A 24,683-nucleotide genomic window follows, 5' to 3' on the forward strand; every position below is an offset into this window, starting at 1 on the left:
ATCCTTCCTGAATGCCTTGTCAGCGTTGTGCGCGAAAACCGTGGTTCCTTTGCCTAGAACTCGATCCCTTCCTGCGGCTTTACGCCGGACCGGAACGGGTGCTTTACCTGGGTCATGTCCGTGACGAGGTCAGCGATCTCGACAAGTTCGTCCTTTGCATTGCGGCCGGTCACGACGACATGAACATCATCGGGTTTTTCATTCTTCAGAAAGTCGACGACCTTGGCGATGTCGATATAGTCATAGCGCAGAACGATGTTCAGTTCATCGCAAAGGATCAGCCGGTAATCGCCCGAGGTGATCATCTCCTTGGCCGCTTCCCAGGCCTGTTCCGCGGCATCGATATCGCGCTGGCGGTCCTGCGTTTCCCAGGTAAAACCCTCGCCCATGCGCTTGATCGTCACAAGGTCGGAAAACCGCTCCAGGGCCATCCGCTCGCCGGTTTCGATCCGGCCTTTCACGAACTGGACAACGCCTACCTTGTGTCCGTGGCCGAGCGAGCGGAATACCATGCCGAAACCAGCGGTCGATTTACCTTTTCCCTTGCCGGTGTGAACAATCAGCAGCCCCTTTTCGATTGTCTTGGTCGCCATGATCTTGTCGCGCGCAGCTTTTTTCTTGCGCATTTTCTCGGCGTGACGGGCGTTCAGTTCTTCTTCGGTCAACTCGGGCTTTTCGGTATCGGCAGTCACGGCTTGGGTGTCCCTTCAAAACTCGTCTTCAAGTCATTCAGCGCAGCATGGGTCGAATTGCGCCTCGGCGTCCAGAGGCCACGTTCAATTGCCTCCTGAAACCGGGCAAGCATTTCGCCATATCCGGCCGGATTGGCATCTTTCAGGAAATCGCGAACTTCAAGATTGTCGATATAGGCATCATAGAGCTGATCAAAGTGATGGTTGCCGACGGCGGTCGTCGTTGCAGAAAAGGCAAACAGGTAATCGAGCGTTGCGACCATCTCGAATGCGCCCTTGTAGCCATGCCGCATCACACCGGCTATCCACTTTGGATTGGCTGCACGCCCGCGCACGACCCGCCCGATTTCCTCGGAGAGTGTCCGGATTACCGGACGCTCGGGGCGGGAATGGTCGTTGTGAAAGACTTTCGGCGCGACACCTTTCAGCGTTTCGACCGTCGCCGCGAGGCCGCCTTCAAACTGGTAATAGTCGTCACTGTCCAGAAGGTCGTGTTCGCGATTGTCCTGGTTGTGCAAAACCGCATCCACCGAGGTCAGGCGCGCCGTCAATTCCTCCCTAGCCCCTTCTCCGCCCGCTCCGCTGCCATAGGCATATCCGCCCCAGCCGAGGAACGTATCGGCAAAGTCCGCACGTTCCCGCCACAGGCCTTCGTCTATCAGCGCCTGAAGGCCGGCTCCATAGGCTCCGGGTTTGGAGCCGAAAACGCGGAAACCGGCGCGACGGGTCGCCTCGTCTATATCGATGCCGTCTGCCTGGTGTTTGAGCGAGTCGAATGTCATATGCGCAGCAATCGGGTTCGCTTCCGCCGGCTCCGACAGCGCCCCGACCGCCCGGACCGCGCTGTCGAACAGATCCATCTGGTGCGGAAACGCATCCCGGAAAAAGCCTGAAACCCGCAAGGTCACATCTATCCGCGGGCGGCCAAGTTCCGACAGTTTGAGGATTTCAAACCCGGTCACCCTGCCAGATGCCGGTTCCCAGACCGGCCTGGCACCGATCAGCGCCAGGGCCTGCGCGATGTCATCTCCACCGGTGCGCATGTTGGCCGTGCCCCAACAGGTCAGTGCCAGCGATCTTGGCCATTCGCCTTCTTCCTGAAAATAGCGGTCGGCAAGAAGGGCGGCCGACTGCAGACCAAGCCGCCATGCGGTCTCGGTCGGGACAGCGCGGACGTCGACCGAATAAAAGTTCCTTCCGGTCGGCAGCACATCCGGTCGGCCGCGCGAAGGTGCGCCGGACGGCCCAGGTTCCACGAATTTGCCGTTGAGGGCTTTCAGAACCGATCCGGTTTCCGAAGGCCCCGAATCCAGGACCGCGGGCCTGAGCGCGGTTTCGATCTCATCAAGGACCGCTCTGGTGTTATGCCATTCGCCGTTCACATCGCGTACGCCGGCGATGAGATCGAGGCACAAGAGCTCAAGTCTTTCCACCGTGTCGCCGTTCGACCGCCAGGGCGCATCTGCGACGGACAAAAGCGCATCGGGTTTCGCGCCGGACCAGGCCTTCGCAAAGTCACAGTCAAGAGGGTCGAAGTCACCGAGGGCAAGGTCGCGCGCAAGTGCCCTCTGCAGGCTCTGCTGATGCGCTTCGGCACCGCGCGGCACCCGGGCAAGTGCTGCAAGCAGGTCGACAAGCGGCTCTCCATCCGGGCTCCGGCCGAGAATATGAAGACCATCGCGTATCTGAAGCTCCTTCAGATCGCACAAGTGCGCATCGAGCCGGGCCAATCTTGTTTCGTCGTCCATGTTGTCATCGAGACCGATATCCCTGTCGAGGCCGTGGCGGACAGCGGCGTCGAGGATCTCGCGCGTCAAAAGCTTCAGGCGGCGCGGATCGACTCCACTGGCGAGATAATACTCGTCCAGCAGCGTTTCCAATTCTTCGGCAACGCCGTAACTTTCCGCGCGCGTCAAAGGAGGCGTGAGGTGATCGACGATGACAGCCGAGGTCCGCCGCTTGGCTTGCGCCCCTTCACCCGGGTCGTTGACGATGAACGGATAAATGTTCGGAACCGGTCCAAGGACCGCTTCGGGAAAGCAGGTCTGCGACAGCGCGAGCGCCTTGCCGGGCAACCATTCAAGGTTGCCGTGCTTGCCGAGATGGACAATCGCATCGGATCCAAAACTCGAGCGAAGCCAGATGTAAAACGCAAAGTAGTGATGCGGCGGAACCAGGTCCGGGTCGTGATAGGTCTCTTTCGGATCGATGTTGTAACCGCGTGCGGGCTGGATCCCGACAACCTGGTTGCCGAAACGGTGCAGCGCCAGGCGGAACTTGCCATCGACCACATGCGGATCGCTTTCCGGCGTCCCCCAGCGTTCGGACACGGCCGTCCTCAGTTGATCCGGCAATCCGCCATAAATCCGCTGATAGTCGAAGAGCGACAGCGTTTCGTATGCCTGCCGGTCCGAACGTCCATCCAGCGAATTGGTGACGCCGGATGTCAGGAAATCCATAAGATCGGAAGATGTTTCAGGCGCGTTTCCGGTGTCGAAACCCGCGGCCTTCATGGCGCAAAGAAGCGCTGCGCAAGACGCCGGTGTATCGAGACCGACGCCATTGGCAAGGCGGCCGTCCTTGTTTGGATAGTTCGCCAGGATCAGAGCCGTCTTCTTCTCAGCCTCGGGCTTCCTGCCGAGCGCTGCCCAGTTTGCGGCCAGTCCGGCGACAAATTCGATCCTGTCGGGCACAGGCACGAAACGTACCGGTGTTGACTGGGTTGCCTCGTCAAAAATACCTTCCTCCTTGAAGGAGACGGCGCGGGTCAGAATGCGCCCGTCTATTTCCGGCAGGACGACATGCATGGCAAGGTCGCGGATCGAAAGGCCCTGATCGCTTTCCTCCCAACCCTCTTTTGAGGACGATGAAAACACCACCTGCAGCACCGGCTTTCCGACCCTGTCGAGCGGTGTCGGCTGGTGCGCCCGTCCTGCCTTTGAAACGGCAAAAGCTGTTCCGTTCAGAACGACGTCCGGTTTCGCGCCATCAAACAGGCTTCCCAGGATCGCAACCGATTCAGCTTCCTTAAGACTGGAAACGAAAACCGGCAACGCATTTATGCCGGCCAGGTCGAGCGCCTCGACAAGCGCATCCACGGGTGCGGTCTGAGCCCCCTGAATGAGCGCACGGTAAAACGTGATGGCGGCGACCGGGCGGGAAAGGTCGGGCCACAACGCCTTCAGGTCCTGGAGATCCGGTGCAGCCCGTCCCTTGAGGTAGACACCGGCCCGGGGAAGCGGAACCGGGTGAGCCGGGTCGTCGGCAAGTCCGATGAGGAAGGCGGCGTAGCGCAGCGCATTGGCGTAGTTTTCCGCACCGCCTTCGACACAATACCGCCAGAACCGGTGCACCTCGTCGGCGGGGCGGGTCGAGTGCGCCGTCAGTTTGTCGTCCCACTTGTCGTCGCCCGGAATGACGATCAGCTCGCTGCCGTTCGCCCGGATTTCCTCGCCGATCCGTTCAAGACCGTAGCGCCAGTATTCAACCCCGCCCAGGATACGCAGGACTACGAGTTTCGACCCCCTGACCGTCTGTTCCGCATAGAGATCTATCGAATACGGATGCGACAGCGCCATGAGATTGGCGAGGCGCAGGCTCGCACGATCCGCACCAAGACCGGCATGCGACGAGGCAAAACTGCCCAGTTCTGTGTCCGCCGCTGAAAGAAACAGGATATCAGCGGGCGATTGCCCCAGATCGACGGCATCTCCTCCGTCGTCGATCCGTCGTGTCTGACTGGCCAATATATGCATGCGTGCAGGTCTTTTTCTTGTCTGGCGCGAAGGGTGGCAAGGCTATTTCGAACGTTCAAGGCCCAAGTCGTGCCAACTGTTCAAGCGGCAGCTTTGACGTTTCCGAACAGCGTCCGAATGGCGGTAAGGTCAAACCCTTTCAGACCGATCACCACCAGCTTTCCGGAACTCTCCGCTCCTGCGGCAAACCAGGTTTCCACCCGAGGTCCAACGGCCTGTACCATGGCGGGCGCGGATTTCCCCTCAATTGCGACCGACCCCTTGATGCGTAGCACGCCCTCGATTGCCATTCCCTCCAGCACTCTTTCTTCCACGCCTTTCAAGCTGTGGAACGTCGGCACGTCAATGACATGGCTTTCGAAGTCGTCGTGATGGTGATGGTCGTGATGGTGGTGATCATGGTCATGGTCATGGTCATGGTCGTGGTCGTGATGATGATGTTCGTGACGCGCGGCCATGTCGTCTTCAGCTGCGGACTGACGGCCGAGCAGAACTTCGATGGGCAACGTTCCCTTCTCCGAAGAAACGATGTGAACAGCGGGACGAACGTCTGCCTGTATCCGCTCCTCCACCGATTTCAGCGTCTCGACCGATACCAGGTCGGCCTTGTTCAAAACGACGAGGTCAGCGCAGCGCAACTGATCGTGAAACAGCTCTTCCACGGGACTTTCGTGATCGAGTGCCTCGTCGGCGGCGCGCTGGGCCTCAAGTGCGTCTTCATCGAGTGCGATCCGGCCCTCGGCAAGCGCAGCCGCATCCAGAACCGTGACAACGCCATCGACGGTGACTTTCGTCTTGACGCTCGGCCAGGAAAAGGCGCGCACAAGCGGCTGGGGCAGCGCCAGACCGGATGTCTCGATTACAATATGCTCGGGCGGTGTCTCGCGCGACAGGAGCATCTCCATGGTCGGAAGGAAATCGTCTGCGACGGTGCAGCAGATGCAGCCGTTGGTGAGTTCCACGACTTCTTCCGCGGCGCAATCCGGATCGGCACAACCATTCACCAGCGAGCCGTCGAAGCCCATGTCGCCGAATTCATTGACGATCAGCGCGATTTTCCGGCCATTGGCGTTCTGCAGAAGGTTACGGATCAGCGTCGTTTTTCCGGCACCCAGAAAACCGGTGACGATCGTTGCCGGGATTTTCTGTCCATTTTGGGGGGTCAACCTAGTCATAGCGAAATGTCCGTGTGCGGGTTGGGTTTTATCAGCAGGGGCAGACCTGCGGCGACAAAAATGACCTGGCCGCAGGCCTCAGCAATATCCTGGTTGAGACGCCCCTGCGCATCGCGAAACGACCTTGAAAGTCGGTTGTCCGGCACGATCCCCATACCGACCTCGTTCGAAACAAGGATGCAGGCGGAGGACAACGCGCGAACAGCCTCGCAAAGCCTTGCGGTCTCGGCGGCAACGTCTTTTTCAGCAAAAGTCAGATTGGACAGCCAAAGCGTGAGACAATCGACCAGCACAACCCGCCCCGGGCGGCATTCACGGGACAGGACACCCGCGAGGTCGAATTGTTCTTCGATGGTCTGCCACCCGTCGCCGCGCTGGCGCTGATGTGCCGCGATGCGGTCAGCCATCTCGGAATCGAATGCCGCGCCCGTGGCGACGTAGATCTTCTGAAGACCGGTTCGGGCTGCAAGTCCTTCGGCAAATCTGCTTTTGCCGGACCGTGCGCCTCCGAGGACTAGTGCGGACCGGAGCCCTGTTCGTTCATTCACCATCGTCTCCCGGCCGTCCACCCGACAGCTGCAAGGGTTGTTCACCTGACGGCCGGTCTCCTGGCTTACGGCTGGTGGCCTCATGCACCCCTTCCCGGCCCGCCGGACCAGTGGATAATGTGCAATCGCTCGCCGTCTACAGTTGCGGGGGCAGCTCCGGAGTGGCGCCACGCGCAGTCACCGGATTCCCGTTTCATCCGGATTGGGCCAAGCCCTTTCCGGAACCGTCGGATTCCTTCCTAACCGCATATTCTGCAGGTGACAAGCGCGAGAAATCGCTATGGCTGAGTCTTGCGGTTGGAAGAAGGTGATCGCGTCTGAAACAATTCTCGGCGTTATCGAGGCGCAAGCCTCCTTTTCCAGGGCATGGTCTGCGCGCGGCTGCGCACTCGGTGTTTTCTTCTAGTACACTGTTTTTCTTATATTTTTCAACACAGAGCACAAAAAAATGACGGCAAGGGGAAAAAAACACGTGCTGGGGCTTGGCAAACGGATCAAGCCTTTGATATACGCATCTCCATCGACGGGGCGGTTACTAACCGGCCCCAACGTGGTGATCCCCAGTAGCTCAGTTGGTAGAGCAAGCGACTGTTAATCGCTGGGTCGCTGGTTCGAGTCCGGCCTGGGGAGCCATCACCACCTGTTATTTCCGTGACAATTCAGCCAATCCGATGTGAACGCGCACCTGTGTTCACGCGATCCCAGGCGCGTCGCGCTTTGCCACTGTTCACAGGCCCGCCCGTCACGGCTCACTGATTCCTGCAAACTCCGCCACTTTCGCTCGTGCCTGCGAGCAAAAACGCGCCATCATTTTCTGACTCGTGATATTTACTGACATGTAATACGAAACATTACAGGCCTATATTTAGCAAATGCTTCATATATATTTATTTTTTTCTTTTTCATGATCGGATTTGACTGCAACAGGACTTCACAACTTAAAGCCTATGGGCTAGCGTCCCGAAATGCACAACTTTTGATTTAAATTTAAACGAAGGAACAGATGGCGAAGATCGTGGTCGAGACCGCTGAGACCAAGAAAAAGGTCACGGAGGCTCTGAGAGTGAACGACTTTCAGAGTGCTGTCGAATTCTACAGGGAAAACTCGGCAACCGGCCAACCTTTCGGAACAATTCTGAATGGGGACCTGAGTGACGCGGAGCACCAGCTCCTTCTTCAGATCAATCCGAGCGATGATGACAAGGCTTCGGGTGGATTCGTGATTGGTTTCCAGGAATTGGCAGACGCGGTTTATGATGCCCTGAGCTACAGCGGTCAGACACGCGCCCTGTCCGACTATCCTGCCTTCGGAGAAGACGTGGATGAAGGTTTCTCTGAACCGAAAGGCGAATTCGGTGCCTTCGATCCGGTGGCGATCATGGAAAGAAAACGCGCGGAAGCAGAAGCACTTGCCGATGCGCTTGGCGGTGCCGCCGACAAGCTTCGGATAGACGTGCCCAGATATGACGAATGGCTCACCAAAATGAAGCGAGCCGAAGAAAAATAGCTGCGCGGGCAGTCTGCCGCAAACATTCATGCAGCGCGCGAACCGCGACATGGTCCGAGGGCCGGACTGACCGGGGACACCTCCGTAATAAGATGCGCAAACGGCCTAATCCCCCACGCGATGCATGGGGTTTAATTGCCGGGGCAAGAGGTCTGCATCGCCCGGTTTCAGGTTGCTCAGAAAAACGGCTGACATGGCCGGGAACCGATGCGTTGCGACCTTCTTCCGGCCATTCGTTCCATTTGGACCACCATGAACCTTTGCGGAGACCGATCATGCGAATTCCGGCGTTTCTGGCCGTCACGATATTGTTTGCACCTCCCCTTGCGGCGCATGACCTGCAGACCCGCCAAAGCCAGAGCGTCGTTCCCATTCCGGACTACGCGCTGCCATATGGCGAGGCGTCGGCCGCAACGGCCCTTCAGGCTGTAAAAGCGCTGCTGACGCATTTCGATAAAGCCGAGACCGCGAAGTTCGTGTTCGCGTTCGACGCGGAAAATCGGACGACCTGGTCAAACCTTCCAGCGGCCATGGTGGAGCGTGCGGGTATTTCGGTCGCAGATATGAGCGAAGACCAGCGGTCCTCTCTCTTTGTCTTCCTTGCCTCGTCCCTCAGCAAAGACGGTTACGAGCGCGTCGCGGACATCATGGCAGCGGAAGCCTTTCTGAGCCAAGACGCGCGCGCCGACCGTTTTCAATGGTCTCCCGAGAACTATTGGTTCGCGATTTACGGAAGTCCGTCGTCGCAGGAAGCCTGGGCCTGGCAGTTCGGCGGCCATCACCTCGGTCTCAACGTCTCCATTCTCGGGAACGAAATCAAATCGCTGTCTCCTTCGTTTGTCGGCACGGAACCTGCGATTTTCACGCTTGACGGTACCAATTTCGAAGTGGGGTATGACATGCATCAGGCAGGCTATGCGGTGTTCAATGCACTGAACACCGGTCAGCAAAGCCAGGCGGCTTCAGGTTCGGTTCCGGAGAACGTTCTGACGGGGCCGGGCAAAGACGGCGTGGTGCCGCCTGTCATCGGGCTGGAAGCCTCCGCGATGTCACCGGACCAGAAAGATCTTCTGACCAGTGCCATACGCCAATGGGTCTCCATTCTGCCAAAGGCGGATGCTGAGCGCCGGATGACCGAGCTCACCGCCGAATTGGACAGCATATCTTTCGCCTGGACCGGAACCGATGAAATCAACACGCCGGCCTACATGCGAATCCAGGGACCGAGCCTGATCATCGAACTTTTGTCGACAGGCGAAAATGTCGGCGGCAACGCGTCGGGCGCCGGGCACTACCACACCATGTATCGCAATCCGAAAACCGACTACGGACGCTAGAACGACCTCATCAGGGAAGGCAGATTTCCATGGAAAACAAATCCATTTCAAGGGTTGAGATCGGGCTGCACTGGATAATCGCGATTGGCATCATCGGATTGATTTCACTGGGGATCTTCATGTCCGAGACACGCAGCTTTTCGCTTTATGACATTCACAAGTCAATCGGGTTGCTCGTGTTCGCGGTCATTGTCGTGCGGGTGCTTGTGCGGCTTCAAAAAGGCTGGCCTGAAAGCATTGGCGAAGGCCCGGCCTGGGAACACGGTATCGCGCGTGTCGTCCACTGGATCCTCCTCCTGGGCACCATCATCATGCCGTTGTCGGGCATGCTGGACGCCGTCATGAGCGGTCAGGGGCTCAGCATCTTCGGTCTGGACCTGATTGCGGACAATCCCGGCAACAACGGCAGGCCCCAAGCGATTGACGAGAGCATGGCGGAAATGGCCGAGGAGGTTCACCAGTTGACCGGTTATGTTCTGATTGGCGCGATCGTTTTGCACGTGGCAGGCGCCCTGAAGCATCATCTCGTTGATGGCGACAACACGCTGATCCGGATGCTCGGGCGTTCCTGAAACATCCGAAACGGGCAACTGTTTTCTCCACACGCCGACGTGAAACGCGGACAGGTCGCGATGAAGACATCGACCTGGGCAAGGCTAGTGCGGGCCGTGGACCTTTCCGGCAAGCCAGACACGTTTTACGGCAAAATCCGGCCCGAACAGTACCATGTCGGCCGCGCGATCTTGTTTCAACCGGCCGACAGGAAGCCTGATCACGTCGGCCGGGCGGCTCGTTGCCATCGTGAGTGCCGTGCGCCGATCGACGCCGACAACGTCACACAGGAAGCGCATCGAGGCCGGCAGGTCAATGTCCGCCCCGGCAAGCGTCCCGTCTTCAAGGCAGAGCATTCCGTTTTCGCGGAAAATTGCACGGCCTCCCAGCGTGAATGAACGCACATTCGTTCCGGTTTGCGACATGGCATCGGTTACCAGGAAAATTTGACCCGGACCTCGTTTCGACTTCATCGCAATCCGGATCGCAACCGGGTCGACGTGGATCCCGTCCGCAATCAGCCCCGCATTGAATGCTCCAAGATCGAGCGCCGCCCCCACCAGCCCCGGTTCGCGGTGCTGCAACGGGCTCATGGCGTTGAAGAGGTGTGTGACACATGTGGCTCCGGCCTCTGCCGCCGTTTTGCACGTGTCGTACCCTGCCCCTGTATGACCGAGACTGACATGGACACCGCCCTCACGGAGGGCTTTGACCTGTTCGGGCGCGACCGTTTCAGGGGCGATCGTGATCATCAGACTTGGCAGCTGCCGAGCGGCTTCAAGGTAGAAGCTTAGGTCTTCCGCCGTCATGGGTCTGATCAGGTCGGCGTCATGAGCGCCTTTGCGTTGTACCGAAAGGTGCGGCCCTTCCAGGTGCAGACCGTGAAAGGCCGGCACACCCTTGGCAGCAGCCTCCACACCGAGGGACACGATCCTGCGCGCCGCCTCGGGTGTGTCCGTAATCAAGGTCGGCGTCATCGCCGTGGTTCCAAGCGGAACATGTGCGGCGCAGATCGCGGCCAGGTCGTCAACCGTACGGGCGTCCCCCAGCATCAGTCCGCCGCCGCCATTGACCTGAAGGTCGACCAGTCCCGCAGACAGCAATCCCGTACCCAGGTCTTCGACCGCAAAACCGGCGGGCGTTTCGGAGGCGGGCACAATGCCCGAAACGCGGCCACCTGCGACGAGCACAGCGGCGTTCTCATGGACCGCCTCGCCGTCGAATACCCGTTTTGCAGTATAGGCCGCCCTGTCCGTCATACCGTCTGGGTCACCTTTTTCAGGTGACGCGGCACGTCGGGATTGAAGCCCCGGCGACGGGCAAACCATTCTATGAAAGCGTAGAAAGACACGATCTGCGTGATCGCGTCGGTGAGAGGATGTTGTGCGGCTTCAAATTCGAGACGGCTTGCTCGTTCGACCTTGTCGGTCGTTGCAAAGACGACCCCGCCCTGCGCCGCCATTCGGTCTGCTGTTTGAGCAAGACCAGCCTCCGCTGCGTCCCGCACACCCAGCACAAGGACAGGATAACCGTCCTCGACAATGGAAACCGGACCGTGCAGAACTTCCGCCGAAGAATAGGCTTCCGCGTGTATCTGGCAGGTTTCCTTGAATTTCAGCGCCGCTTCATTGGCGACCGCAAGGCCAGGCCCACGCCCGACGACATAAAGCGAACCGCGCCTTTCAATGGGGTCTGCCAAGACGGACCAGTCTGTGTCGATTGCCCTTTCCAGATGTGAAGGGACCGCTTCAAGGGCGCGGGCAAGCTCGGCATCGTTGCCGATTTCAGCCAGCAGCATGAGCCCGGCGATCACTGAATTGACATACGTCTTGGTGGCAGCAACGCTTTGCTCCACGCCTGCACAAATGTCGATGGTTGCCGTGGACAATCGCGCCAGCGGGCTGCCCGCCGTGTTGGTGAGACCGATCGCGGTCGCGCCCTGTTTCGCAGCAGATTCGACAACGGACAGGATGTCGGGGCTGGCCCCCGATTGAGAGATCGCGACGACAAGTGCCTTGGCCAGTTGTACCTTTCCGCCATAGACAGAGGAAACCGACGGTCCGAGCGAGGCCATCGCAAGACCGAGATAGATTTCCGATGCATATTTCAAAAACATGGCCGCATGATCCGAGGATCCGCGTGCGACACTGGCAAGAAACACCGGGGAACCGGCGGCACTGGCGATTTTGCCAATCTCGGGCTGTGCTTCGGCAAGCAACCGCCGCACAGCATCCGGAATTTCCTCGATCTCGCGGCGCATATGCGTCGGTGTGTTCACAGACAAGCTGTCAGACATTGAAACTAGTCTTCCGTAATTTGCAGCTCTGCGATGAAATCATACGCATCGCCACGGTAGACCGACCGCGTGAATTCAACGACGTGGCCGGAAGCATGATAGGAAACGCGTTCGATCTTGAGACCGGCAGAGCCGATCGGAACGCCAAGAATATCGGCATCCGTCTGCTCAAGGCTTCTAGCGGAGATGCGCTGGATCGCGCGTACCGGCTGCATCCCCGAGGCCCGAAGCACCGCGTATAGTGAAGTCGATACCTGTTCCGGGTTGGGCAGCACCTTCTCCGAAAGCGATGCCCTTTCAATCGCCATGGGCGTGCCGTCCGCCTTTCGGAGACGCTCGACACGCGCAACCCGTTCCCCCGAGCTCAGTCCGAGCGTGAACATCTCTTCGGGAGATGCCGGAAACAGCCCCCGCTTCAGCCATTCACTGCTGGCGTCCATTCCCCGGCGCGCCATGTCCTCGCTGAATGAGGTCAAGCTGGACAGGCGTTGTTCAACCTTTTGCACTTTGGGCGCAACAAAAGAGCCGCTGCCCCTTTTCTGCACCACAACCTGGTCTTCGACCAGACCGGCAACCGCCTTGCGGACCGTCACCCTGGAAAGCTCGGTTATTGCGGCGATGTCTCTTTCCGAAGGCAAAGGCTCGTTTTCCTTCAGGACGCCTTCGTCGATTGCCTGCAGGATCCGCCGGCGCAGCAACAGGTATCTGGGCCCGCTTGAGGCAGCAAGCCAGTCACCTTTTTCCAGCATGGAAACGAAGTCTGTCATTGGGCTCGGCGCCTTGGCTAAAATAATACCTTTCAGATACCAATTTAAACTCTATCGAAACCTAAAATCAAGTGCTAAAAGAAATTCACCCAACCCGGAGGCACCATCGGCAGCCGTTGCCGCCCTATTGGCGAGCAGGCTTTTCAAGAGGGTGCCTGCGTGAAAAACCGCCAGTGTTCGAGTTTCCGGAATATGACCCTGCCGACAACCGAAGACCGTGATCCGCAATCGATTGGCCTGTCGGCAAAGCCGGATGAAGAGGTATTGGCGCATATCCTCCAACGGCAGATTGTTGCACTGGAAGCAGCCCGCGACGCCATGCCTCAAATTGCAGGGGCGGCAGCCGCGCTCCATGCGGCAGCAGCGTCCGGAGGTAAAATAGGTTATGCCGGCGCAGGCAGCGCCGGTCTGACAGCCCTGACAGACTGCCTCGAATTGCCGGGAACCTTCGGATTTCCAGCAGATCGCATGCGCATTCTTTATGCGGGCGGGGCAAAGAACCTCATGACCCTTGCCGGTGTCCATGAAGACGACTCCGAGGCGGGCCTCAAGGACTTTCAAGAGTCCGGTCTCGGCTCCAGGGATGTTCTGATTGCCGTCTCAGCGAGCGGCACAACACCCTACACACTCAGCGCCGTTCAAGCGGCGAACGATGCGGGTACCGAGACAATCGGCATTGCCAATAACGCAGATACGCCACTCTTGCGCGAAGCCACGCACGCCGTCCTGCTGAAAACGCCCGCCGAAGTCATAGCCGGCTCGACGCGTCTGGGTGCTGCCAGTGCCCAAAAAGCGGCGTTGAACATGATGTCGACACTTGTTGCCTTGCGGCTTGGACATGCCGTCCGGGGCCATATGGTCAACCTTGTAGCGGACAATGAAAAACTGCGGCTGCGTGCGCAGCGGATCCTGCAAGACCTGACCGGTTGCACACCGGACGACGCGGCAATCGCGTTGCAAAGCGCAGGCGGACGCGTAAAGACAGCCGCGTTGATGTTGTTGAAGAATCTTGATGTCGACACCGCAGACAGCACCCTCGAGCTCCACGACGGCAACCTGCGTCCGTTTCTCTGACACCTGCAAACCGTGCGGGGCCTGACGAGGGTTCTTGAGTTTTTGATTTACTGCCCGCCGAATTGGTTGCATATTGGTATCTAATTTGGCTCGTATTTGTCGCACATGAGGAGCAGTGAACTGGCGATGATATCCTGCTACGACATTGGAGGTTCGTTTATCCGGTCCGGAGTATTGCTCGCCGCAGGCACGGTGGCGGAAAGCGAGCGGGTAAAAACACCCGGCAACGACTGGGACGCGTTTGTACTGGCCGTCAGGAAGGCTGCAGCCCCGGAGACGTCGCGGATCTCGATTTCGCTCGCCGGCGCCTATGATGAAGAAACGGGGATCGCCGATGTCGCCAATATTCCCTGTCTGCATGGCCGCATGGTTCAAAAGGAACTCAGCGCTGCGCTGAACCTTCCCGTCGCGATCATCAACGATGCAAACGCGTTTGCCCTCGCAGAGGCGGTTGACGGCACCGGGCGCGGCAAACCCGTTGTTTTCGGGATCATTCTGGGATCTGGCGTCGGCGGCGGTCTTGTCATCAATGGCGAACTCGTGACCGGATTTGGAGGCATCGCCGGGGAATGGGGTCACGGACCCATCATCGATCCCGCAGCAGGCGGGGCACTGAGTGGCATCGAGCCCTACAAATGCGGCTGCGGGCTGGTCGGTTGTGTCGATGCAGTCGGGTCGGCGCGCGGCCTGGAGCGGATCCATTTCTCACTGCACGGATCCGAGATCACCAGCCGCGAGATAACACGTGACTGGCACCAGGGGGCCAAGGAAGCAAGCGAGACCGTGGATGCGTTCACAACCCTCCTTTCGCGCGCGCTGTCCGCTCTGGTCAACACGCTCGGGCCTCATGTCATTCCGGTCAGCGGCGGTCTGTCCAACGATGAAAAGCTTCTTGAGCTCGTTGACAGAAAAACGCGGGATCTCGTGCTGGCCCGCTACCCGGATCCGTTGATCGTCCGTGGAGATTTCGCCTCAAATGGGGGGTTGCACGGCGCCGGCATATTCGCTCGCAAGGCGTTCGGAGGAACCCGGCAATGACCGGCACAAAGCTTGAAGTGTGCGTTGACACGATTGAAGGCGCCTGGACCGCCGCGGAAAGTGGGGCGGACCGCATCGAACTCTGCGCGGCTCTTTCCGAAGGCGGCCTGACACCGTCCGCCGGCATGATGGCTGCCGCGTCACGGCTTCCGGTCCCGGTCTTTGCCATGATCAGACCACGGTCGGGCGACTTCAGGTATTCAGATGCCGAAAAAACGATCATGCTCAGGGATATACAGCTCGCAAAGAAGCAGGGAATGAGCGGCATCGTAACCGGCGCGACCGATTCCGCAGGACGCCTCGACCTCGAGTTCCTTTCCCCTGCCCTGCGCGAGACCCACCTTCCGGCCACGCTTCACCGGGTCTTTGACACGCTGCACGATGTTCCCCTGGCGATTTCCGATGCTGTCGGACTTGGTTTCGAGCGCATCCTTACCTCCGGCCAGGGGCGGAAGGCAGAGCAGCACCTTCAGGCTCTTGCCGAGATCGTCCGCATAGCCGATGGACGCATATCCGTCATGGCCGGATCAGGCGTTACACACATGAATGCAACACGCATCCTGATCGAAGCCGGAGTTCAAGAACTGCATGCATCCTGTTCAGCGCGTGAAAGCTCGGTCCCTCCGGACCGGGCCGAAATACGCCTCGGTTTTGTCGCTCAGGATGGCATCACAAGGACAGGCGCCGAACAGGTCCGGCTGTTGAGATCGGTCATCGACACATATGACGAAAACCGGGTTTAAGTTGTTCGCGGGAAGCGGCGTTACTTTGCCTTTCAAAATCGCCCGATAAGGCAGCATTCCTTACGTAAACCATCAAAATTTACGTTAAGGAACGATTCACGATTGCCGAAAATTTTAAACAAAGATACGATCTGATTGTTTTCAGACGTTCCAATTGCCAATTATGACAGGATCAGCTTCAACTTATCAGTAATTTTAACAGGATAGTTTCGGTCACGTCACGGTGAATGACCTTGAACCGTCAGCCAGAAACCACATTTATTTACAGAAAGTAAATGAAATCACCGAAAAATGTGATGTTCGTTACACTCAAAACGTAGAATGTGGTGCGATAATGGCAAAATCGTGACCGCGTAGCGTGGGGCACACGCTCACAAAACACAGAAACTCTGCGGAAAAGAGCCAAAAAATGGACCAAATCCGCAAGTGCCCCAAGCGCGGTTGAGCTGGTTGTATTAGCCTTGGGAGGCGAATATGCAACGGAATACCAAAGCAGGAACTATTGCGTTCGGTCTCATCCTCGCCATGGCGAGCGGCGCACTAGCTGAAAAACTTCCTCAGGAGACCATCACTCTGCCGGAGGATCGCCTCGCGGTGACCGTAGCGTCTGCATCGGTTGACCAGAAGGATCCGCTGGAGAGCGAACTCACCATCTGGGTTGGTGAAATAGAACTCGACGGCAAGAACACCGTCTGGGTTGAACTCATCGATTCCTACGGTGAGGTCATCTACGATTCCGAGGTCAGTCAGAACGAAACCCACCTGTTGCCGGATGGACGTGCTGTTGTCGTGCGTTCGATGGATCAGGAGACCGTGGTCGCCGGCAAGGACGAGTCCCGCCTTGTCACGGAAGGCGCTCTCATGGTGACCCGCCGGGTTGTCAACGAAGGCACTGACGCGACGACCGTCGAGCTCATCGAGACGGAAAACGAGCCGGTCGAACGCGGAACGATGTTACAGGTGGCGGATTTTGGCCAGTCGGTCTGGAACAACATTGTCGCGTTTTTTGATGCTGCCAGGAACCGTGTCGAGATTGCCTGGAACTGGTTGGTCGATACCCTGCAGGCCTGACCCCAATATTTTTGCAGCGATCATGATGGGCCCGCTTCCGCAGCGGGCCCTTTTTGAGTCCGCATATGTCACGCCTTTCTACGCGGCCAGGCATATTCTGTGGGCGCCCCTGGCGCTCCTGATCTTTCGATCACCCCGCTGTGTAAAATAATTTATTAAATTCATCGCTCTGCGTGATCCGAGCCTCTTTCTGCGCCGTAACTCCCTTTACAAAAGCAATAAAATCTCGCCTGGCCGCAAGTCCTTGCGGACTGCCCAGACTCGAAAAGGAATGAACATGCGGATTGCCGTCATCGGCTCCGGGATCTCCGGAAACAGTGCTGCTTGGGCCCTCTGTGAACAGCACGACATCGTGCTTTACGAAAAACGAAACCGTGCCGGGGGCCATAGCGCAACAGCCGACATTGACTACGACGGAACGCCCATCTCGGTTGACACCGGGTTCATCGTCTACAATGAGCGCAACTACCCGAACTTCACCGCACTGTTGGACCATCTCAACGTCGCCACCGAAGCGAGCGACATGAGCTTTGCTCTATCCGCAGACAATGGCAGCCTCGAATGGTCCGGCGACTCGGTCAACACGGTGTTTGCTCAGCGCTCAAATCTGCTTTCACCGCGGTTCCTCTTCATGCTGAAGGACATGTTTCGCTTCAACAAGCAATCCGTCGTGGATTTGCACGCTGGCAGGCTGAGCGGCGAAACCCTCGGCGGCTATCTTGAAAAGAACCGTTACTCGCAAGGGTTCATCAACGACTACCTGCTGGCCATGGGCGCTGCAATCTGGTCGACCCCGATCAACGAGATGCGCTCCTATCCTGCAGAGAGTTTTGTTGCGTTCTTCGAAAATCACCGTCTGCTTTCCTTTGAGCCGACCCTGTGGCGCACAATCTCGGGCGGCAGCAGGAATTACGTGAACCGGCTTCTGGCTCCCCTGGCCGGAAAGATCAGGCTTGCAGCGCCCGTTGTCGAGATAACGCGGAAAAACCAGAAGGTTCTGGTGACGGATGCAACAGGCCACAAGGATGTGTTCGACCATGTAATTCTGGCGAGCCACACGGACCAGAGCCTTGCCATGCTCGGCGATCCGAGCCCGCAAGAGCGCGAGATACTCGGTGCGATAAGATACCGCCCGAACGAGGTCTATCTGCACCGTGACGCACGACTTATGCCGAAGCGGAGAAAAGTCTGGTCATCGTGGAACTACTTGTCAGACCGCGATGCGGGTGAAACGCGCGATGTAACCGTCAGCTACTGGATGAACCGCCTGCAGAACATTGATCGCAGCAAACCCGTTTTTGTGACACTTAATCCGTTCGAAGCGCCCTCTGCGGACAAGACATTTGCGAAATACGTCTACGATCATCCGCAGTTCGACGCTGCCGCCTTGAGCGCGAAGAAACGCATGCATGAAATCCAGGGCGTCAACAACACCTGGTATTGCGGTGCGTGGAACGGCCACGGTTTTCACGAAGACGGCCTGGCGTCCGGCCTTGCCGTTGCAAAAAGGCTCGGCGCGCAACTACCATGGGAAACGGCACCAGCTGACACCGCGTTTCTGGAAGCAGCGGAATGACAAGACAAAACCGGAATACCGCAAGCGACAACGGTCCTCCGCCAGGGGAAGCAGCTACAATCTATTCCGGCCAGGTGATGCATCAGCGCATGAAGCCTGCGGAACACAGGTTCAGCTATTCAGTGTTTTCCGTCTTGCTCGATCTCGATCGCCTAGATCACGCGCGGAAGCAGTCCCGCTTTTTTTCGATCAACCGTTTCAATCTGCTGTCGTTTCACGAGAAAGACCATGGCAAGCGGGATGGTTCCGGCCTGAGACCTCACATTGATGCGCTGCTCGCCAAAAAGTCTGTTGAGAGACCTTCCAAGGTTCTGCTCCTTGCGTATCCCAGACTGCTCGGCTTCGGCTTCAATCCCCTCAGTGTGTATTATGCCTACGACGAAGCCGACCAACTGACGGCGATTGTCTACGAAGTGCGCAACACATTCGGCGGGCTCCACACTTACGTGCTGCCGATTGAATCGGGTCAGGTGAGCGATGCCGGTGTGCGCCAGAAGCAGGCAAAGGAATTTTACGTCTCACCGTTCATCAGCATGGAACAGCATTATCATTTTCGCATGCTGCCTCCAGGTGATGCGGTTCGTGTCAGGATCCTCGAAACAGACGCAAAAGGACCATTGCTGTCCGCGACATTTTCAGGTTCGGGTAGCCCGCTGACATCACGCAAGATTTTATCGGAATGCATTCGTGTGCCCTTCCTGACTGCCAAGGTGATAGCGGCAATCCATTGGGAAGCCTTTAAAATCTGGCTCAAGCGTGTACCATTCCATCCCCGGCCCGTTGAACGTCCAAGTCAGGGCCGGTTGGGAAACCGGCCAGTCTCACTGGCCTCGGACAAGTGATATTTCAAGAGGTTTTGCGATGAGTGAGCCTGTTGCACTGACCAAACAGAATCTGCGCAAAGAACTGAAGGGCGCCCCTCGCCTTGCGCGCATGGCTGCAAGCCTTGCACTGCGCATACGCTACGGGTCGCTGGAAATCAGTTTCCCCGATGGCAGGAAATTCAGCATCCACGGCCGGGAGGACGGCCCGCGCGGCGTTCTTGATATCCACGACTGGCGGTTTTTCCGCATGGTGGTGAAGGCTGGCGATGTCGGTGTTGGAGAGGCGTTCATGGCCGGATACTGGTCGTCGCCGGATGTCACGACGTTCCTGGAAGTGTTCTGCATAAATCAGGAATCGACACTTGAGGCGATCCAGGGACGGCCGTTGACCCGAATTCTGCTATCGGTCCGGCATTGGCTGAATTCCAACACGCGCCGCGGTTCGAAACGTAATATTTCCGCGCATTACGATCTGGGCAACGCTTTCTACAAGGAATGGCTTGACCCGTCGATGACATATTCGTCGGCGATCTACAGCAACGAAACCAACAACCTTGAACAGGCGCAGGCGGAAAAATATGCGTCACTGGTCAAGCAGACTGGGATCGAGCCGGGTCATTCCGTTCTGGAAATCGGGTGCGGCTGGGGCGGCTTTGCGGAACACGTGGCAAAAACGGTCGGTGCCCATGTCAAGGCACTGACGATTTCCCGGGAACAATACGATTATGCGCGGGAGCGCATATTCAATGCGGGCCTCAATGAAAAGGTCGACGTGGTGTTCCAGGATTACCGCGATGAACGGGGTGTCTACGACCGCATTGCATCGATCGAGATGTTCGAGGCTGTCGGGGAGAAATACTGGACGACCTATTTCGGCCAGCTCTCAAACTGTCTCAAACCAGGAGGCAAGGCCGGGCTGCAGATCATCACGATCCAGGACACGATGTTCGAGGACTATCGGCGCGGCACAGACTTCATCCAGCGTTACATTTTTCCCGGCGGCATGCTTCCACCGCCCGGCAGGCTTGTTGAAATCGGGAAATCGCTCGGTCTTGATCTCGCCGAACAGAAGATCTTCGGCCAGGACTATGCGCGCACGCTGGCCGAGTGGCGGCAACGGTTTCGCCAGGCCTGGCCGCAGATCCGTCCAATGGGCTTTGACGATCGCTTCAAACGTCTTTGGGAGTTCTATCTTCACTATTGCGAAGCCGGATTCCGTGCCGGAAACATCGACGTGCGCCAGATGGTCTACGTCAAGGCCTCCTGAGGAGGCGGACATATTTCCAGGGATCAGGCCGGCTCCTTAGCCGGCCTTTTTCGTTTCACGCGTGCGGGTTGTTTCTTGTTCCAGCCGGTCGATCTGGCGACAAGTGCGAAATAGGCGCGGTAAGGCAAGAGCCTAAGCGCTCGCAACTGCCGGACGAAGGCCTTTGGAAAGGCTATTTCAAACTTTGTGGGATGTCCAAGTCCCTTGAGTATTTCCTGCGCGGCCTCCTCCCGGGTGATCAGATGCGGCATCGGAAACGGATTGGACTGGGTGGCCGGGGTATCGACAAAACCGGGGCTGACCAGTTGAATTCGTATGCCCGCCCGGTCGAGATCGAACTTCAGCGATTCCGCCATATTGATGAGACCGGCCTTGGAGGCTCCATAGGCGGCCGATGTCGGCAAGCCACGGTATCCTGCTACAGAAGATACAATCGCGATCTGCCCTCGGGACCTTGATCTCATTGCGTCAATTGCAGGCAGAAGCACGTTGACAGTACCCATCAGGTTGACGTCAAAACTCTTGCGAAATGCGTCGACGTGCGCGTCAAGTCCGTCTTGTGGCAGGTAAATGCCCGCATTTGCAACAAGGAGTGCAATCGCGCCCATATCTGTCTCTATCGAGTGGCAATGCTGCGCCATAATCGACGTGTCCACCACGTCGCCGGGATAGGCAACAATTTCTCCGGGCAAATCCTGCGCCGCTTCGCTCAGCGCCGCCAGAGCGTCCGCCGAGCGCGCCGTTGCGGCAACACGCCAACCGGTCTCCGCCAACGCGAGGGCAAGCGCATAACCGATGCCGGAGCTGGCACCTGTTATCCAGGCAACTCCATGTTCGGGTCGGGCGACAAACTGTGTATGAGGCAATGCGATCTCCTTGGCCTGTGTTCAGTATACGCACAGGCCCCGGAGTGCGGATTTGTAATTAGCGCATAAAAGGCGCGAACCAGCGTCCGACAGGACCGGTCAGTTCAAGGCGTCCGGCGGTTACCGCGAAGCAAATGCAGTCTTCGCCCTCATCGGCAATTGGTTTGTGATCGACATCGCCGTCGGCAAAAGCGAGGTCGCCGGATACGAAGTGTCCGTCCTCGTCACTGAACCCGCCCTGAAGGACGAGCGTCAGTTCCGTGCCGTGATGGGTGTGAGACGGCATGGCGCGCCCTGCCCGGACCCAGATCAGGCTGCTCGCGCAGCCATCAATTTCGCCAAACTTGCACTCCTTGACGCCGGGAAGCAGGGTTTTCCAGGGCAGCCCTTCCATCGAACGACCGACGATGCTCTGCAAGGAATGCGGCACATTGGTCCCATCTTGCGCCAGAGGCGCATTATCGTTGGAAAGGGGCGTATCGTCACTGAAGATGGCCGAAAGCATGGAATCCCGGTCGTTGAAGGCAACCGGATCGGCATCACTCAAGCTGACACCACCAAGGCTTTCCAGAGACGAGACGTAGCCCCGGTTCTGGTCGCTCAGTTCCAGATGCGCTCCCACCAGCGCCTGCGCCGGGTAGGACAGCGTACCGGCGGCGTAGCCAGCAAGCAGTTCATCCATTCCGGTCACGTTTTTTTCCATTTCCGCTCTCATTTAACTCCAAGCACCTGATTAGCTGTATTGCCGGTACGTTGTGCATTGTTTTTCGGATCATGTTCTACACTAAAAATATTCTAATTTAAAATTTCATCCAGTGGTTTTGAAGAACAACTCCATGCTCACTTTCAATGGATTAGCGGAAAATCCGTCGCAAAACGGGTTCCAGCGCTGGCATTCGGAGATCGAGCACTTAAATTGCGAACTTGATCCTGGATGCTGCTGCCTTTAGCGTCCCGGTCCTATGAATACCATTTGGCCTTTTCCCGCTCGGTGGCCAGATCAGCCAGGAATGAAAATATGACAGTGTCCGCTTCCGTTGTCGACGCGATTGGCAATACCCCCCTGATTCGACTGAAAGCTCTTTCGGAGGAAACAGGGTGTGAGATTCTTGGTAAAGCCGAATTCATGAACCCGGGACAGTCTGTGAAGGACAGGCCCGCCCGGCAGATGATTCTAGAAGCCGAAGCCAGAGGCGAACTGAAGCCTGGCGGCGTGATAGTCGAGGGTACCGCCGGCAATACCGGGATCGGCATTGCACTTGTCGCCGGTGCGCGCGGATACAGGACCGTGATCGTCATTCCGGAAACCCAGAGCCAGGAAAAGAAAGACATGTTGCGCCTTTGCGGCGCCGAACTGGTTGAAGTGCCCGCAAAGCCGTTCAAAGATCCCAACAACTACCAGCACGTCGCGCGGCGGCTCGCCGAGGAGATGGCCAAGAGCGAACCCAACGGGGTGATCTTTGCCGATCAGTGGAACAACCTCGACAACAAGAAGGCCCATTACGTCACCACCGGACCGGAAATCATGGCCCAGACCGGTGGCCGCGTGGATGCGTTTATCTGTGCCGTCGGGTCCGGCGGCACGCTGTCCGGAGTCTCCCAGTATCTTCAGGAGAACAAACCAGGTGTCGTGATCGGCTGCGCCGACCCGCGTGGTGCGGCCATGCAATCGCTTTTCACCACGGGCGAAGCCGTCGCCTCGGAAGGCGGATCTATTTCCGAAGGGATCGGGCTCGGCCGCAAAACACCCATCGTTCAGGACGTGAAGGTCGACTACGCCTACACAATCGCGGACGAAGATGCGATTCCGCTGGTTTTTGACCTGGCCGAAAACGAAGGCCTGCTGCTTGGCGGGTCGAGTGCGATCAATCTCGCCGGTGCACGCAGGCTGGCAAAGGAAATCGGCCCCGGGAAAACCATCGTGACGATCCTTTGCGATCACGGAACCAGGTCCCATTCCAAACTCTACAACCCGGATTTCCTCAGATCCAAGAATTTGCCGGTTCCCGATTGGCTCGAGAGGCAGGTAAAACTTAAGGCTCCCTTCGTGTGAGCCTTTACAGCATGGTTTGACTTCCAATGGGGCAGGATGACCCGACCCTTGCCAAAGACGGCGCCGATGCGCAGGCCGTGATTCAGGACGCCGTCACCGATGTCGACATTCTCGACATGATGGCCAACAATCTCGGCCTCGTTGCCGCATTCGTGGCGCTCATGTACGTCACCGCGATCATCTGCGCTGTCCGGGAAGTCATGAATTCAACGACATCCCAAGGGTCAGTTGCCTGGCTGCTGTCGCTGTTTTTCCTGCCCTACCTGACGGTTCCGCTCTACTTCGTGTTCGGCTGGAGATCATTTTCGGACTACGCGAAAATACAGGCCTCCCTGGGCCGCGCAGAAAGGGCAAGGCGCGCCGACGAACTCGGGCTCACCGATCACGAGGAAACCCGGGACTGGCCGGTGCTGACCCGCGTCGCGGGCGTTCCGTTTCTTGCCGGAAACACATCCGAGCTTCTGATCGATGGTGACGCGACTTTTTCCGCGATCAAGGATGCGATCGCCGCTGCGAAAAGCAGTATCTTCTTTCAGTTTTTCGCCATCCATGACGACAAACTCGGCCGCGAAATGGCAGATGCGCTGATCTTGCGCGCAAGAGAGGGCGTCAAGATCCAGTTTCTTTACGACGATGTCGGCAGCCATTCCCTGTCCCGGAAATTCCTCGACCGTCTGAAGGATGCCGGGGTCGAGGTCTGTGGTTTCAACGAAAACCACAAATTCCTGCGGCTTCTTGGCCCGATGCGGCTGAACTACCGAAATCACCGGAAGCTGGTCGTCATCGACTTTCAAACCGCGTTCGTCGGTGGCCACAATGTCGCCGACCAGTATGTCGGCCGCGACCGCTGGTTCGGTCATTGGCGCGACACCCACGTCAAGGTCGAGGGACCTGCAGCGGTGGCGTGCGCCTTGTCTTTCGTAGAAGACTGGCTGTGGGCAAGCGGTGAACGCATCGACCTGCCGCGGGTGCGCGACATACCGATGCCGGGCGACGAGTCGGTGCTGGTGATGCCAACCGGACCGGCAGACAAACTTGAAGAATGCGCAATTGCATTCGTCGAGGCGGCCGCAAGAGCAAAAGAGCGGCTCTGGATCACCACGCCGTATCTGGTGCCGTCCCTCGACGTGCAGACTGCGCTTGCCGCAGCGGCCATGCGCGGCGTCGACGTGCGGATCCTGTTGCCGGAAAAGCGGGATCACTGGACGGTTTGGCTTGCAAGCCATGCCTACGAAGACACGCTCGTGCAGCGCGGCGTGAAGGTCTACCGGTATACGGACGGATTCCTGCATCAGAAGGTGACGCTACTGGACAACGATCTGGTATCGATCGGCACGGTGAATTTCGACAACCGGTCTTTCCAGATCAATTTCGAGCTCACTTTGTGGTTCACCCACGAGCGGATGATCCAGAACGTCGAAGCGATGCTGGATACGGATTTCGAAAATGCCAGACTGACCTGGCCGGATGCGTTCCGGTCCAAAAGCTACGTTTTCCGCGTCTTTGCACAGGGTGCGCGGCTGTTATCTCCAATTCTTTAGT

General features: G+C 57.9%; 22 protein-coding genes, 1 tRNA gene and 1 riboswitch. Of the genes, 14 read left to right on the forward strand and 9 right to left on the reverse strand.

All coding sequences use genetic code 11. The features are described 5' to 3' along the window. Positions 1-53: 53 nt before the first annotated feature. From cobO to cobU, 4 genes are all read right to left on the reverse strand, one after another. Positions 54-692, reverse strand: coding sequence for a cob(I)yrinic acid a,c-diamide adenosyltransferase (gene cobO, locus RBB49_RS21950; RefSeq protein WP_306145039.1), 639 nt, complete (start codon positions 690-692; stop codon positions 54-56). After that, positions 689-4,447 (reverse strand): cobaltochelatase subunit CobN, encoded by a 3,759-nt coding sequence (cobN, locus tag RBB49_RS21955; RefSeq protein WP_306145040.1) that lies wholly within the window; start codon positions 4,445-4,447, stop codon positions 689-691. Before cobN ends, cobO begins: the two co-directional genes overlap by 4 nt. An 80-nt stretch (positions 4,448-4,527) precedes the next feature. Beyond that, a complete protein-coding gene (cobW, locus tag RBB49_RS21960) occupies positions 4,528-5,622 on the reverse strand; it encodes a cobalamin biosynthesis protein CobW (RefSeq protein ID WP_306145041.1) in 1,095 nt (364 codons plus the stop codon). Next, positions 5,619-6,170, reverse strand: coding sequence for a bifunctional adenosylcobinamide kinase/adenosylcobinamide-phosphate guanylyltransferase (gene cobU, locus RBB49_RS21965; RefSeq protein WP_306145042.1), 552 nt, complete (start codon positions 6,168-6,170; stop codon positions 5,619-5,621). Before cobU ends, cobW begins: the two co-directional genes overlap by 4 nt. 32 nt (positions 6,171-6,202) lie before the next feature. Beyond that, positions 6,203-6,414: riboswitch (cobalamin riboswitch) on the reverse strand. 36 nt (positions 6,415-6,450) lie between these two features. On the opposite strand from cobU, the gene RBB49_RS21970 reads away from it, so the two are divergent. The 5 genes from RBB49_RS21970 (at position 6,451) to RBB49_RS21990 (ending at position 9,586) form a co-directional block, all read left to right on the forward strand. Continuing rightward, on the forward strand, positions 6,451-6,576 hold the full coding sequence (locus RBB49_RS21970) for a hypothetical protein (protein ID WP_306145043.1): 126 nt from the start codon (positions 6,451-6,453) through the stop codon (positions 6,574-6,576). A 151-nt stretch (positions 6,577-6,727) separates the two neighbouring features. Further along, positions 6,728-6,803, forward strand: a tRNA-Asn gene (locus RBB49_RS21975). A gap of 370 nt (positions 6,804-7,173) precedes the next feature. After that, complete coding sequence (locus RBB49_RS21980; protein WP_306145044.1) at positions 7,174-7,677, forward strand: hypothetical protein; 504 nt, start codon at positions 7,174-7,176, stop codon at positions 7,675-7,677. 275 nt (positions 7,678-7,952) lie between these two features. Next, on the forward strand, positions 7,953-9,014 hold the full coding sequence (locus RBB49_RS21985) for a DUF3500 domain-containing protein (protein WP_306145045.1): 1,062 nt from the start codon (positions 7,953-7,955) through the stop codon (positions 9,012-9,014). 29 nt (positions 9,015-9,043) lie between these two features. Beyond that, complete coding sequence (locus RBB49_RS21990) at positions 9,044-9,586, forward strand: cytochrome b (RefSeq protein WP_306145046.1); 543 nt, start codon at positions 9,044-9,046, stop codon at positions 9,584-9,586. 84 nt (positions 9,587-9,670) lie between these two features. Here RBB49_RS21990 and nagA read toward each other — a convergent pair whose 3' ends face one another. From nagA to RBB49_RS22005, 3 genes are read right to left on the reverse strand one after another with little or no spacing between them, the layout of a single operon-like run. Further along, positions 9,671-10,825, reverse strand: coding sequence for an N-acetylglucosamine-6-phosphate deacetylase (gene nagA / locus RBB49_RS21995; protein WP_306145047.1), 1,155 nt, complete (start codon positions 10,823-10,825; stop codon positions 9,671-9,673). After that, entirely contained in the window at positions 10,822-11,862 is a 1,041-nt protein-coding gene (locus RBB49_RS22000; protein WP_306145048.1) for an SIS domain-containing protein, read from the reverse strand. Before RBB49_RS22000 ends, nagA begins: the two co-directional genes overlap by 4 nt. A gap of 5 nt (positions 11,863-11,867) precedes the next feature. Continuing rightward, a complete protein-coding gene (locus RBB49_RS22005; protein ID WP_306145049.1) occupies positions 11,868-12,629 on the reverse strand; it encodes a GntR family transcriptional regulator in 762 nt (253 codons plus the stop codon). Between the two features lie 192 nt (positions 12,630-12,821). Between RBB49_RS22005 and RBB49_RS22010 the strand changes: the two genes are divergently transcribed. The 7 genes from RBB49_RS22010 (at position 12,822) to RBB49_RS22040 (ending at position 20,222) form a co-directional block, all read left to right on the forward strand. Beyond that, positions 12,822-13,703, forward strand: a complete 882-nt coding sequence (locus RBB49_RS22010; RefSeq protein ID WP_306145050.1) for an N-acetylmuramic acid 6-phosphate etherase — start codon at positions 12,822-12,824, stop codon at positions 13,701-13,703. A gap of 126 nt (positions 13,704-13,829) precedes the next feature. Next, on the forward strand, positions 13,830-14,741 hold the full coding sequence (locus RBB49_RS22015; protein WP_306145051.1) for an ROK family protein: 912 nt from the start codon (positions 13,830-13,832) through the stop codon (positions 14,739-14,741). Beyond that, positions 14,738-15,484, forward strand: coding sequence for a copper homeostasis protein CutC (locus RBB49_RS22020; protein WP_306145052.1), 747 nt, complete (start codon positions 14,738-14,740; stop codon positions 15,482-15,484). Before RBB49_RS22015 ends, RBB49_RS22020 begins: the two co-directional genes overlap by 4 nt. A gap of 474 nt (positions 15,485-15,958) precedes the next feature. Then, the gene (locus RBB49_RS22025; protein ID WP_306145053.1) at positions 15,959-16,555 is read left to right on the forward strand and encodes a hypothetical protein; all 597 of its coding nucleotides are present in this window, start codon (positions 15,959-15,961) and stop codon (positions 16,553-16,555) included. Positions 16,556-16,832: 277 nt separating this feature from the next. After that, a complete protein-coding gene (locus RBB49_RS22030) occupies positions 16,833-18,131 on the forward strand; it encodes an NAD(P)/FAD-dependent oxidoreductase (RefSeq protein ID WP_306145054.1) in 1,299 nt (432 codons plus the stop codon). Next, entirely contained in the window at positions 18,128-18,973 is an 846-nt protein-coding gene (locus tag RBB49_RS22035) for a DUF1365 domain-containing protein (RefSeq protein ID WP_306145055.1), read from the forward strand. Before RBB49_RS22030 ends, RBB49_RS22035 begins: the two co-directional genes overlap by 4 nt. Positions 18,974-18,992: 19 nt before the next feature. Next, on the forward strand, positions 18,993-20,222 hold the full coding sequence (locus RBB49_RS22040) for a cyclopropane-fatty-acyl-phospholipid synthase family protein (RefSeq protein ID WP_306145056.1): 1,230 nt from the start codon (positions 18,993-18,995) through the stop codon (positions 20,220-20,222). Between the two features lie 23 nt (positions 20,223-20,245). On the opposite strand, the gene RBB49_RS22045 is transcribed toward RBB49_RS22040, so the two are convergent. Next, complete coding sequence (locus RBB49_RS22045) at positions 20,246-21,088, reverse strand: SDR family NAD(P)-dependent oxidoreductase (RefSeq protein ID WP_306145057.1); 843 nt, start codon at positions 21,086-21,088, stop codon at positions 20,246-20,248. Between the two features lie 58 nt (positions 21,089-21,146). Continuing rightward, the gene (locus tag RBB49_RS22050) at positions 21,147-21,791 is read right to left on the reverse strand and encodes a ChrR family anti-sigma-E factor (protein ID WP_306145058.1); all 645 of its coding nucleotides are present in this window, start codon (positions 21,789-21,791) and stop codon (positions 21,147-21,149) included. Between the two features lie 315 nt (positions 21,792-22,106). On the opposite strand from RBB49_RS22050, the gene RBB49_RS22055 reads away from it, so the two are divergent. Both RBB49_RS22055 and cls read left to right on the forward strand, forming a co-directional pair. Beyond that, positions 22,107-23,141 carry a cysteine synthase A gene (locus RBB49_RS22055; protein WP_306145059.1) on the forward strand — a complete coding sequence of 345 codons (1,035 nt, stop codon included), beginning with the start codon at positions 22,107-22,109 and terminating at the stop codon, positions 23,139-23,141. A gap of 26 nt (positions 23,142-23,167) precedes the next feature. Beyond that, positions 23,168-24,682: a cardiolipin synthase gene (gene cls, locus RBB49_RS22060; RefSeq protein ID WP_306145060.1), complete on the forward strand. Its 1,515-nt coding sequence runs from the start codon at positions 23,168-23,170 to the stop codon at positions 24,680-24,682. Position 24,683: the final 1 nt, after the last annotated feature.

Origin of the sequence: Roseibium sp. MMSF_3412, assembly GCF_030733265.1 — a bacterium.
Classification (GTDB): Bacteria; Pseudomonadota; Alphaproteobacteria; order Rhizobiales; family Stappiaceae; genus Roseibium.